At 52.0% G+C, this 12,520-nt stretch carries 9 protein-coding genes; 5 read left to right on the forward strand and 4 right to left on the reverse strand.

From position 1 onward, the window contains the following. Positions 1-305: 305 nt before the first annotated feature. Complete coding sequence (locus JI735_RS13520) at positions 306-1,223, reverse strand: AraC family transcriptional regulator (RefSeq protein ID WP_039834102.1); 918 nt, start codon at positions 1,221-1,223, stop codon at positions 306-308. Positions 1,224-1,349: 126 nt separating this feature from the next. On the opposite strand from JI735_RS13520, the gene yicI reads away from it, so the two are divergent. After that, positions 1,350-3,671, forward strand: a complete 2,322-nt coding sequence (gene yicI / locus JI735_RS13525) for an alpha-xylosidase (protein WP_202677464.1) — start codon at positions 1,350-1,352, stop codon at positions 3,669-3,671. Positions 3,672-3,937: 266 nt separating this feature from the next. Further along, positions 3,938-5,119 carry an SGNH/GDSL hydrolase family protein gene (locus JI735_RS13530; protein ID WP_202677465.1) on the forward strand — a complete coding sequence of 394 codons (1,182 nt, stop codon included), beginning with the start codon at positions 3,938-3,940 and terminating at the stop codon, positions 5,117-5,119. A gap of 454 nt (positions 5,120-5,573) precedes the next feature. Here the strand turns inward: JI735_RS13530 and JI735_RS35665 are convergent, their stop codons facing one another. The 3 genes from JI735_RS35665 to JI735_RS13540 all read right to left on the reverse strand — a co-directional run bounded on the left by JI735_RS35665 (position 5,574) and on the right by JI735_RS13540 (position 9,222). Further along, positions 5,574-5,669 (reverse strand): hypothetical protein, encoded by a 96-nt coding sequence (locus JI735_RS35665; RefSeq protein WP_020425876.1) that lies wholly within the window; start codon positions 5,667-5,669, stop codon positions 5,574-5,576. An 80-nt stretch (positions 5,670-5,749) separates the two neighbouring features. Continuing rightward, a complete protein-coding gene (locus tag JI735_RS13535) occupies positions 5,750-7,393 on the reverse strand; it encodes a helix-turn-helix domain-containing protein (RefSeq protein WP_202677466.1) in 1,644 nt (547 codons plus the stop codon). Next, a complete protein-coding gene (locus tag JI735_RS13540) occupies positions 7,390-9,222 on the reverse strand; it encodes a cache domain-containing sensor histidine kinase (RefSeq protein ID WP_039834093.1) in 1,833 nt (610 codons plus the stop codon). Before JI735_RS13540 ends, JI735_RS13535 begins: the two co-directional genes overlap by 4 nt. A 133-nt stretch (positions 9,223-9,355) precedes the next feature. Here JI735_RS13540 and JI735_RS13545 point away from each other — a divergent pair, with 133 nt between their 5' ends. The 3 genes from JI735_RS13545 to JI735_RS13555 are packed head-to-tail and all read left to right on the forward strand — an operon-like array spanning position 9,356 to position 12,437. Then, positions 9,356-10,237 carry a carbohydrate ABC transporter permease gene (locus JI735_RS13545; protein ID WP_039834092.1) on the forward strand — a complete coding sequence of 294 codons (882 nt, stop codon included), beginning with the start codon at positions 9,356-9,358 and terminating at the stop codon, positions 10,235-10,237. Then, entirely contained in the window at positions 10,237-11,070 is an 834-nt protein-coding gene (locus tag JI735_RS13550) for a carbohydrate ABC transporter permease (RefSeq protein WP_039834091.1), read from the forward strand. The genes JI735_RS13545 and JI735_RS13550 overlap by 1 nt, the downstream gene beginning before the upstream one ends. Positions 11,071-11,129: 59 nt before the next feature. Next, positions 11,130-12,437, forward strand: a complete 1,308-nt coding sequence (locus tag JI735_RS13555; RefSeq protein ID WP_083886529.1) for an ABC transporter substrate-binding protein — start codon at positions 11,130-11,132, stop codon at positions 12,435-12,437. The last annotated feature ends 83 nt before the right edge of the window (positions 12,438-12,520 follow it).

Here is a 12,520-nt window from a genome sequence, read left to right on the forward strand (position 1 = left end):
GAATGGCTATATAGAGTGAACTTAAGATATTTACATTAGGGACTTCGTCGGGACTACGGAGAATGTTTGGACTTCCGGCCGCTGTTGTCTGCAGATTTCTTGATTTGTACCGCTGTTCGCGGTGGAAATCCGCAGACAAAGGCGGACGCATTCGCTCCTCCAGTTCCAAACTTCCCCTCCATCCCTTTTCCCTTTTGTTAGTTTTTCAAGTTCACTCTATATAGTTGGCTGTGGTCAAACAGTGCCGGGTATTTGAATGCCCTTGAACGTAATGTTTGCGCCGCGGCTGGACAATCGGCCCGGTCTTATGGATACAGCTGCCCCTGTGCAGAGACCTGCCCCTGTCCTTTGCGGAACTCTGAAGGCGAGCATTTCATTGCCTTGCGGAACACCTTAATGAAATAGCTGACGTTGTCGAAGCCGACCTCAAGGGCGATGTCGGAGATTTTGCGTTCCGTCTGCTGCAGAAGATCTGCCGCCTGGCGGATACGGTAAGAGTTGATATAGTCGACTGGCGTTTTGCGGGTCATGGCTTTGAAGAAGCGGCAGAATTGCCCTTCACTCATCGGAATCAGCTCGGAGAGATCGCGGGTGCGGATCGGTTCCTGGTAGTTGTCCTGAATATAGAGAATAACCTTTTTGAGCCGGTTGATCTTGGTTGTATCGGCGCTCTCCGACTGGCTGCGGTTTACGGAACGGCCCTCGATGGCGATCTGGGAGAGCATGATGAGCAAAGTTCCTTTCATAAAGGCCTCGAATCCGGGCAATTTATTATCATATGCCTCCATCATGCGCTCCAGATGGCGCAGCAGCTCAAGCTGCCATGGGATGCCGGGGGAAATATGCCGCGGGAAGCTTTGGCGCTTCTCCAGAAGCGGCAGAATCACCGTCTGCTGAATGGTGTCATATTGAGCGCTGGCCAGAAGATCAGGATGGAAGACCAGTGCGCAGAACCGGCAGGGGCTGTCCTGGAGCGCATACGCGGCATGGATGTCACCGGATTCGATGAACACCGCTTCACCCGGACGGAGCGGGAAGTAATCGGTATCCACCTGAAACATAATCTCGCCTTCCAGCAGCAGGAAGAATTCGGCTTCTTCATGCCAATGGGTATCCAGGACAGGGGTTCCGGCCGGAAGCTCAATCCAGTAAGCGGCGAGCGGAAACATCACATCGCCATGTACACGGTCTTCTTTCAGCAGACGCTGCGAGGTACGGTCCATGATAAGCCTCCTTTTTGATGGGACATCAGAATAGTGTTATAAATGAGCTATAATATATTAGTTTTGTCTAATTATTATCGTTATAATGCAACTATAAACACCAAATTGAAGGGTGGCAAGTCATACATGAAATTTACAGACGGCCTCTGGCTGGTTCGCGACGGAATCAACATCAACGGTGCGGTTCAGAACTATGTGGTAGAAAAAACTGCCGAAGGTTTGACCGCTGTTACGCAGACAACTCCAATTACAGGACGCGCGGCAACACTGAACTCTACGCTCCTGACTGTGAAATTCCATTCCCCGCTTCCGGGCGTGGTAGGCGTTAAAATCATTCATAATGATGGCGTGGTGGACCACGGTCCGGCTTTTGAATTGACCAAGGGTACCGGCGATCATGTCCAAATCGAAGAAACCGAAGCACAGACCGTGCTGATCAGCGGCGGGCTTCGTGTGGTGATCAACAAAGGCACTCACTGGTCCGTGGACTTCTACCGGGGCGACGAGCGCATTACCGGCAGCGGTTTCAAATCGATGGCCTACATTACAGACCAGGACGGCAACACGTTCATGCGTGAAGAGCTGGATCTCGGCGTAGGCGAATTCGTCTACGGTCTGGGCGAGCGCTTTACCGCTTTTGTCAAAAACGGACAGGTGGTAGACATCTGGAATAAGGATGGCGGCACCAGCTCCGAGCAGGCCTACAAGAACATTCCGTTCTACGTAACAAGCAAGGGCTACGGCGTATTTGTTAACCACCCGGAGCTGGTTTCGTATGAAATCGCTTCGGAAAAAGTGAAAAAAGCCCAATTCAGCGTAGCAGGCCAAAGCCTGGAGTACTTTGTCATCGAGGGACCTTCCATTAAGGAGGTTATTACTAAATATACCTCCCTTACCGGCAAGCCTGCGCTGCCTCCGGCATGGACTTTCGGCCTGTGGCTGACGACTTCGTTCACTACCGACTACGATGAAGCGACTGTCAATTCCTTCGTAGAAGGCATGGCCGAACGGGATCTGCCGCTGCATGTTTTCCACTTCGACTGCTTCTGGATGCGTGAATACCAATGGACCGATTTCCAATGGGACCCGCGCGTATTCCCGGACCCGGTCGGCATGCTGAAACGCCTGAAGGAAAAAGGCCTGAAAATCTGCGTGTGGATCAACTCTTATATCGGACAGCGCTCACCGCTGTTTGAAGAAGGCAAGAAAAACGGCTATCTGATCAAAAAAGCAAACGGCGACGTGTACCAGACCGATCTGTGGCAGGCGGGGATGGGACTCGTGGATTTCACGAACCCTGCGGCCTGTGAGTGGTATGCCGGCTACCTGCGTGATCTGGTGGATATGGGCGTAGACAGCTTCAAGACGGACTTCGGCGAACGGATTCCAACTGATGTGGTGTATTTCGACGGCTCCGATCCGCAGAAAATGCACAACTATTACACACAGCTGTATAACAAGGTGGTCTTTGAAGTATTGGAAGAGAAGCTGGGCAAAAATGAAGCCGCCGTATTCGCGCGCTCGGCAACGGCCGGCGGGCAGCAGTTCCCGGTTCACTGGGGCGGCGACTGTTACGCGGACTACGAGTCGATGGCAGAAAGCCTCCGCGGCGGCTTGTCGCTCGGCCTGTCCGGCTTCGGCTTCTGGAGCCATGATATCGGCGGCTTCGAGAATACGGCTCCGGCGCATGTATTCAAACGCTGGCTGGCGTTCGGCCTGCTCTCCAGCCACAGCCGCCTGCACGGCAGCACTTCGTACCGCGTGCCTTGGGCATACGATGACGAAGCCGTGGATGTAACCCGCTTCTTCACCAAGCTCAAATGCAGCCTGATGCCTTACCTGTATGATGTGGCCGGACAGGCGCATGAACAGGGCTGGGCCTCGATGCGCGCAATGGTTATGGAGTTCCCGGAAGATCCGACTTGCGAAATTCTGGACCGTCAATACATGCTGGGAGATTCCCTGCTGGTTGCTCCGATCTTCCAGGAGAACGGCGAAGTGAAATATTATCTGCCGGCTGGCCGCTGGACCCACCTGCTTAGCGGTGAAACCGTACAAGGCGGATCATGGCGCAAGGAAACATATGATTTCTTCAGCCTTCCGCTCTTCGTCCGCCAGAACTCACTGCTGGCTACCGGCAGTGTGGACACCCGTCCGGATTATGATTTTGCCGATGGCGTGAAATTCGGCCTGTACTCGCTGGAAGACGGTGCTTCAACTACTGCAACGGTCCGTGACATTAATGGCGCGCCTGAGCTGACCGTTAAGGCTGGGCGTAAAGGCAGCACCATCTCCGTTACCGCCGAAGGCAGCGGCAAGGCCTTCACTCTGGCTGTGAAGGACCTGGGCACGATTGCCTCCGTGGATGGAGCAGACCTGGCAGATGCATCTACAGTGAGTGTAAAAGCAGGGGCGAAGTCCGTAGCATTCACCATTACACTGAACTAAGAATAAGCATTCTGCGGAATTCCTGAAACGAACAAAAACCTCTCTGTCCGGCGGCCGCCTGCGAAGGCGTCCCTGCCGCCCTGAGAGGTTTTTTTGCTGTGGGGGAACTTGTCCGCTGCGGGCTGAAGCAGTCTGGAAAGGGACAATCCACCCGTTCAAGATCAAAATAGTATTATATATCGGCTGAATCGTATTAGTTTAATGGCTATTATGTCCGTATACTGTGATTGTTTACAGAACCGTATGAAAGAAGGAGCTACTTCACGATGCACAGTCAAGAGGAACAAACCGGTGTGTTCAGCCAGTCTGATTACACCTCGGCTATGGCGCTGTCCACAGCCGCCAATTATATCATGAACTGGGCGGAACCATTCACCCACACCTACCGGACATACATCCGTCTGCGCGAGAATGGGAGCGTGACCCTGAAATTCTGGCACTGCAATGCGGTGGATTCCACCTGGGATATTGGCGTTGAAGCAAGAGGGAGCGAGCCGGGAGGGAAATGGAGCATCGAGGCGGCGTATATTGCCGACGGAGGGCTGGAGCCGGATGGTACGGTCATGCCGGGCTCGCAGGTGCCTGTAACTTTCTTGGGAGAAACAGCAAAGCAGGTGGCACCAGGGGAGGTCTTTTGGAGTGACGAAGCGGCGCTTGTGCTGCCGGAGGGCCACTATCTGGCTTTTACCTGGACGATTAGAACGGCTGCTCCCGGCAAAACCTTCCCGTACAATGTGGAGGGGATGCTCGTCTCCGCCTACGATACCCCCGGAAATTACGCCGGGCAGGAATCGGACGCTTCCTTCAGCGTATCGGACAAGCTCCTGGTGCTGCCAAGTTATATCGGGTATAAGAAAAAAGTGGATAAAAAGCTCGTATTCCTGGGAGATTCCATTACGCAAGGGGTGCGGACAGCAAAGGATGAATATTCCTACTGGGTGGCGCGGATTGCCGAAGGGCTTGGAACCGGGTATGGGCTGTGGAACCTCGGATCAGGGTGGGGGAGAGCCTATGATGCGGCTACTGACGGCGCTTGGCTGAACAAGGCGAAGCAGGGGGATGAGGTGCTGATCGTGCTGGGTGTGAACGATCTGGGTATCGGCAAGCGCTCGGCAGCAGAGCTTCTTGCAGACCTCGCGCATATCGTCTCTCTGATCAGAGAGGCTAACCCGGACGTGGAGATCATCCTGGGCACCGTGCCGCCGTTTAACTTTGAAGGCGAGCGGGAGGAGGCCTGGAGGTGCGTGAACGCGCAGATTCTTTCGGCTCCGCCGGCGGGGGTTAACCGCGTATTTGATATCGCAGCCGTACTGTCCATGCCGGCTCCATTGGATCATAGAGTCCGGGCGGAGTATATGAGCAATACGGACGACCCGCATCCGAACGGCATTGCCGGTAAGGCGGTGGCGGACGCTTTTCTGAAATGGTACGGGGAAACGATCGGTTAAGTAAGGCTGGACAGCCGGTTATCTCATGAACACCCAAAGCACTCTAGGCATACTATGTAGTAATTATAACAGGAAGGTAGTGCTTACCATGGGTATCCAAATGGCGTCACAGCAAAAAGTGCTGTACCAAGCTGACAATAATTATGTCCAGAACCTGAAATCCGTTAGACATCACTTACACAGTATATGCAGACAACATGCCAATCAGTTTGTTCGCGTACAGACATTAGACGGTCAAGTAATTTTTGGAAGAATTTTGGGATGCGACCGGGGGTTATTTTATTTGGGAGTAAAAAATTACGGAGGACAACGGGCTTTTTTTGGAAGCAGCAGCGATGAGGCGATATTAACCCTTGTGCTTTATGAACTGCTTGTTATCACCTTATTGTACACTTAATAATCGGATGAGAACCTACACGAATGTAGGCTCTCATTTTTTTTGGCATAAGTCTGATTAGAATGTTTTGAGGATAATCACCAACAGAATATACAGCACCAAGATTGTAGTAGTGGAAGTAACAAGTCCTCCAATATTTCCGCAACCGCTCATTGCACTACCTCCTTCGCGTTATTATCTTACAGACCCAAGATATGCACCTTCCTCAATCCCTGTATGGACGAATGACCCGATTAAAAAAATGAATAATCAGGGGTGATCTGGGCCCGGTAGTCCTTGGGCGAGAGGCCAACCTGTTTTTTGAATACCTTGCTGAAATATTTGACATCGTGAAAGCCGACCATCTCCGAAATCTGCGACAGCTTCAGGTTGGGATTCTGCAGCAGCAGTTTGGCCTTTTCGATTCTGACACTGCCGATATAATCGGAGAAATTAATGCCGTATTCCTGCTTGAATTTGCGGGAGATGTATTCACGGCTGACGTAGAATTTGCCGGCCACTTCTTGCAGCGACAGGTCGGACGGATAGTTCTGTTCGATGTATTTCACAATTTCCGTCATCGGGTTGCGCTCCTTCACTGCTCTGGCCGTAAGCTCCTGCGAGAGGCGCTGCAGCACAGCAAAGGACCAGTCGCGCCAGGCGAACAAAGAGAAGGAATAGCCGCTTGGCAGGGGAGCCGGGTTCAATGCATCCGCACGCTCAAGCTCTGCCAGAGCGCTGTCTGCTTGTCCGCCGAGGGCTTCCCGTACCAGCCGGGAACGGAACAGCAGGGCATCAGCCTTCCAGGAATTCAGCATCTCCGGGGTAACGACACCCCGGCGGCTCAGCTCCTGAGTCCAATGCCGGGCTGCGGCTGACAGCACCTCCGGGTTGCCGCTGATGACCGCCATTCTCCATTCCTCCTGCACGTCGGCAAAGATAACCGGAGGTTCACTTCCGGTATCTGCAGGTTCAGAGGAGGAGTAGTGGCAGTAATCCTCATGTCTTAACAGATTCCGCCGGAGCAAGGCTTCGGCGGCTTCTGTGCGTTCAGCCGGCAGTCCCCCCGGCAGGGCTCCCACGGAGCTGATGCCAAAATGCATCCGGAACTGCAGCGTCATGTAAATGCCCTCGTTGATCCGGTTGATCAGCTCGGCAACAGGCTCCCGGACATCCCACAGGATCATAGCGATTTCCGGCGGGCCTCCCCAATACCGGAAGGCAATTCCCTTGCTCTGCAGGTGCAGGAATTCGTTGCAGATGTTGACGATGGCGTAATACAGCAGTTCGCTGTCTCCCCCAAAGCGTTTGATCAGCGGGTTGTTGCCGGGATCGGTCTGCACCAGAATCAGCCGTGAGACTGTGGCGGTATGCGGGATTACCCCGTCGTCCCACAGCCTGCGCAGTGAGGATTCCGCATTGATCGGATCATCGATCAGCGCCGACAGCAGCTTTTCCCCGTAAATGGGTCTGATTTCATTCAGGCGGATGCTCTGCCTCTGCCGGTGGCTGCGTTCTTCTTCCTCGGACCGCCAGGCGGCAACCGCCTTGGCTACTGCGTTATTGATCATTTCCGGCTCGATGGGCTTCAGAATATAGTCAATCCCGCCATGGCGGACCGTCTGGCGGACAAAATCAAAATCATTATGGCCGCTGACTACAATAAATTTGGTGTTGCCGGCGAATTCATTGACCCAGGACATCAGCTCGATCCCGTTGCCCGATTCCATCATCATATCCATGATGACCAGGGCAGGCTTCTCCTTGCGGATCAGCCCGATGGCTTCATTGCCGTTGCCGGCCTCCAGAATTTCCGCGATCTGATGGGCATCCCAGTCGACCAGAAGTCTGACCGCCTTCCGGACTCTGGCTTCGTCGTCTACAATCAGCGCCTTCATATGGTTTCACTCTCCACTACAATATCAATTTCCAATCGGACGATGACTCCGCCGGCCTTATCATTGTCCACAATCAGCAGAGCGCTGTCCCCGCAGACCAGCCGCAGCCGGGCCAGCACGTTGGGCAGGCCGATCCGGGCCCCCGGGGCATCCCGCTTGCTGTCGTTGCTGTCAGTCTCTTTCAGCATGTCTATATCCAGCCTGCCGGGATGCTGAAGCTCCTCCCGGAGGGCTTCCAGCTTCGCTGCGGGAATGGAGCTGCCGTTGTTCCGGACGGTAATCTCCATCCGCCCGGAGGCGAGCCGGGCCGCCTTAATTTCAATCAGGCCGTCGGTGCGGGCGAGATTGAAGCCATGCTTGAAGTAATTCTCCACGATGGGCTGGAGGATCATTTTGGGCATCAGCGCCTTCAGCAGCGATTCTTCCATATCGTAGCGGAAAGTAAATTTATTTTCAAAACGTTCCTTTTGCAGCTCGACATAGGCTTTTACATGGTCCAGCTCATCTTGTACCGTAACAATCTTTTCATCATTGTACATGCTGTAGCGCATCATCTTGGCCAGCGCGGAGAGCAGGGCATAAATCTGCGGCACCTTAAGCTCCAGAGCAAGGGTACCGATAATCTGCAGCGTATTGTTCAGGAAATGAGGATTAATCTGCGATTGCAGCGCCCTCAGCTCATTGGTTTTATTCGACAGCTCCAGCCGGTACTCCCGCAGAATCAGGTTGTTGATCGTATCCATCATGCTGCGGAAGCGCTCGGTAACGAGGCCGATTTCATCCTTGCCGGCTGGCCGGATATCAATCTCAAGATTGCCGGTCTGCACCTGATTCATGTACCGGGTCAGCTGCTTAATGGGGGCCGTAATCCGGAAGGAGATCAGAATTGTCAGTGCAATGATCATAATCATCAGCAGCACCAGCAGCAGAATATTGATTCTTGCCGCTTCCTTGGCTTCACGGAACAGGTAGGAGACCGGAATCTGCTTCACCAGCGTCCAGTTCAGGCCCGGGCTTTCAATCTTCTGATAGATAAACACGGCGCCGTCTTTTTCAAAATATCCCTGGGACAGGCCGTTTCCCGCGATTGGCTTGTCATACCAGGAGGCATTCAGCGGCTTGCCGAGAGCGGCTTCATCATGGCTGTAGACGAGAGTGCCGCTGTCATCCACCAGATAGATGTTTTCCTTATCCTGCTCGTACAGCTGATTCATGATATCCGTAAAAGCAGTCAGCTTCACATCAATGGAAAGGTAGCCCAGCGCCTCGGTGGAAGGAATCCGCTCAATCCTTCTGTGCAGGGTGAATACCGGCTCGGCCGTCAGCTGCGGGAGCGGAGAATTCAGCCCGTAGGTGTTGCTGATATGGGTGCTCTGGATGGATAAGGGATAGGCATCCGTGATCCTGGAGTCACTGTAGGGAGGGATTCCCTGCCAGCGCTTTGGCGTGGCGTTATGGGATAAGAGCGTCGCTTTGCTGTCCTTGACGCGGTATAGATAGACCTGAAAGATGTCAGGCATGGAGGTCAGGATATAATTCAGCGAAGAATAAATACGGATGTTGGCCGACATATCGTCGTAGCCCGCTTCAAGCTGCCGGTAAAAGTCCGAATCCGAGTAGATCGTAAGGGACAGCCGGTTTACGTCCTGAATGAAGCTGCTGATATTTTTGGAGCCTTGGTATAGAAGATTCGTATTCTCATCCACCGCCCGGGTCCGCAGAGACTTCGTCGTGTAGGAGTAGCTGATAAACATCGTAGCCAGAATACAAACCAGAGTTGGAAGGAGTAAAAAAACAATCAGTTTCGTGCGGATACTGTTCCATTTCATCGATTCTTGTCACATCCGATCAATATTTTACACCTGAAAGATCACCTGAGTAGGTGTAAGAGACCCTTCAAAAAACAGATAATATGTTTAGATCATAAACAAGTAAGTGAGTAAAAGAAAGGGGGACGGGTGAATGCGCGGTTCAAAGTTGTCCCAATTTGGTCAACAGACTTTTTTTGTCGGTCCGGCATTATTGTTTTTCACCCTGATTACGATTATTCCATTTCTGATGGGGATGTACTATTCCTTCACGGACTGGAATGGAGTATCGGGGAATGTGAGCTGGGTTGGCGCTGATAACTTTACAGCGATTTTTACAAACGATCCGGATTTCTGGTCATCCTTCTGGTTCACCGTGAGATTTACTGTGCTGGGAGTAGTTTTGACCAATATAGTAGGTTTTTTTCTGGCCTATTTTCTGACAAAACCATTAAAAACACGCAATATGCTCCGTACCATTTTTTTCATGCCGAATGTGATCGGGGGATTGCTGCTTGGGTTTATATGGCAGTTCATTTTTATCAAGGGTTTTGCCACGATGGGCGATATCACCGGCTGGTCCTTCTTTAATCTTCCCTGGCTCGGGGATGCAACTACCGGCTTCTGGGCGATTGTCATGGTTTTTGTCTGGCAGTCCTCGGGTTATCTGATGGTGATCTACATCGCTTCACTCAGCAATGTATCCAAAGAGGTGCTGGAGGCGGCTGAGATTGACGGGGCTTCCCGCATGCAGGTGCTCCGCAGCATTATTGTTCCTTTGATTATGCCTGCGGTAACGATTGGCCTGTTCCTGGCCATTTCCTGGTCCTTCAAAATGTTCGACCTGAACCTGTCCCTGACGAAAGGCGGACCGTTCAAATCCACGGAATCTGTGGCCATGAATATTTACAATGAAGCCTTCCTGAACAACCGTTATGGTCTGGGTACGGCCAAAGCGCTGCTCTTCTTCCTGATTGTAGCGATCATCACCGTCATTCAGGTCCGTGTGACGAAGAGCAAGGAGGTAGAAGCTTAATGAAAGCAAAGTCTAAAGGCAGATGGAACATCGGAATTGAAGTGCTTATGATCCTGCTGGCCTTGCTGTTTCTTTCCCCTTTCTATTTCCTGCTGGCGAACTCGGTGAAGTCCTTCGGTGAGATTCTAAGCAATGCGGCAAGCTGGCCGCAGGAATTCATGTGGTCCAACTACACAAATGCCTGGAAGTTAGCCCGCTTCTCCGAAGCGTTCCGCAATTCGCTGATTGTAACTATCATCTCTGTGGTTCTGATCTCGCTGTTCAGCGCAATGGCTGCTTACCGGATGGTCCGCGCCAACACACGGTTCAATCAAATTCTGCTGCTGCTGTTCGTAGCGGCGATGGTGGTTCCGTTTCAGACCATTATGATTCCGATCCTGAAAGTCGTTAATATCCTTGGGGTCAATAACTCCTTTGCCGGTCTGATTATCTCCAATCTGGGGTTAAGTATTCCGATGGCGATCTTCCTGTTCCACGGCTTCATCAAATCGGTGCCGCTTGAGATTGAAGAGGCGGCAACCGTCGACGGCTGTAATCCGATCTCGGCATTCTTCCGGATCGTGCTTCCTTTATTGAAGCCGATGCTGATGACGATCATCGTTTTAAATGCGCTTGGCATCTGGAACGATTATCTGCTCCCGTCGCTGATTCTTCAGGCGCCCGGACTGCGCACCATTCCGCTGGCTACCTTCTCGTTCTTCGGGCAATATACGAAGCAATGGGATATGGCGCTTCCGGCACTGACCCTTGGGGTTGCTCCAATCGTCATTTTCTATCTGTTCATGCAGCGTTACATTGTTGAGGGAATAGCGGCAGGCTCGGTGAAGGGTTAATTCCCCGGCCCCCGTTCCAAATATACCAGCAGTTAATTTATTCAAGGGGGAAATTAGAAATGATGAAGAAACGTTCTGCAGTGATGCTGTCATCTGTAATGCTAATGTCAGTTGTGCTTGCGGCCTGTGGCGGAAATTCCAATAATACCGCATCTAATAATGCATCAAATGGAAGCGCTGGCAATACGTCCGGCGCAGTGAAAACGGTTAAAATCTTTCAGTTCAAAACCGAAATCGTTGAAGGCCTGAATGAGCTGAAGGTGGAATTCGAAAAAGAACACCCTAACATCAAGCTGGATATTCAAACGGTCGGCGGCGGCGCGGACTATGCAGCAGCCCTGAAGACCAAGTTTGCTTCCGGGGATGCGCCTGACATTTTCTCCAACGGCGGATATGCCGAAATGGACCTGTGGGCAGACAAGCTGGAAGACTTGTCCGACCAGCCTTGGGTGAAGGATCTGATCCCTATGGCGGCAGAGCCAATGACCAAAGACGGCAAAACCTTCGGTATGCCAATGAACCTTGAAGGTATCGGCTATGTGTACAATAAGGATCTGTTTGCCAAAGCCGGCATCACCGAAACGCCAAAAACCATCACCGAGCTAGAAGCAGCCGCTAAAAAGCTGCAGGCTATCAATGTCACACCTTTCGGCAATGCGTATCAGGAATGGTGGCTGCTGGGCAACCAGGGCATCAGCGTAGCCTTTGCACAGCAGGATAATGTAGATGAGTTCATCAAAAGCCTCAATGCGGGCACTGCAAGTATCGTTGGCAACCCGGTATTCAAGGACTGGAGCAACCTGCTTAATTTGACCGTGAAATACGGCCAGAAAAATCCTCTGACCACCGATGCCAACACTCACCTGGCGATGTTCGCCAAGGGCGAGACGGCTATGATGCAGGAAGGCAACTGGGCCCAGACGCTTGTGGACAACATTACGCCTAACATGAACATCGGCATGTTCCCTATGCCAATCAATGATAATGCAGAGAAAAATGATAAGCTGACTGTAGGGATTCCTGCCAACCTGGTTGTGAACAAGGATTCCGCTTCCAAAGAAGAAGCCAAAACATTCTTGAACTGGCTCGTAACTTCCGATATGGGTAAAGAATATATCACTAAAAAATGGAAGTTCATCCCTGCGTTAAAAACCATTGAAGCTACTCCGGAGGATATCGGGGCACTTGGTTCCGATGTATGGAAATATGTGCAGGACGGCAAGGTGTATGGTCTGCAATCCTCCAAATTCCCTGATGGTGTGACTCAAGAATTTGCCAGCGTCATTCAAGAGCTGATCGCTGGTAAAACAGACGAAGCCGGCTGGGAAAAAAGCATGCAGGCCGCTTGGGATAAGCTGAAGAAATAACCATGGTGGTGTACACTATGTTATAGAGTCCAATAGGACCATACTTGATTTGAAAAAGTCGATTTACCAAAGGACGTCCTGTC

It is taken from the genome of Paenibacillus sonchi, from assembly GCF_016772475.1.
Lineage (GTDB): Bacteria > Bacillota > Bacilli > Paenibacillales > Paenibacillaceae > Paenibacillus_AQ > Paenibacillus_AQ sonchi.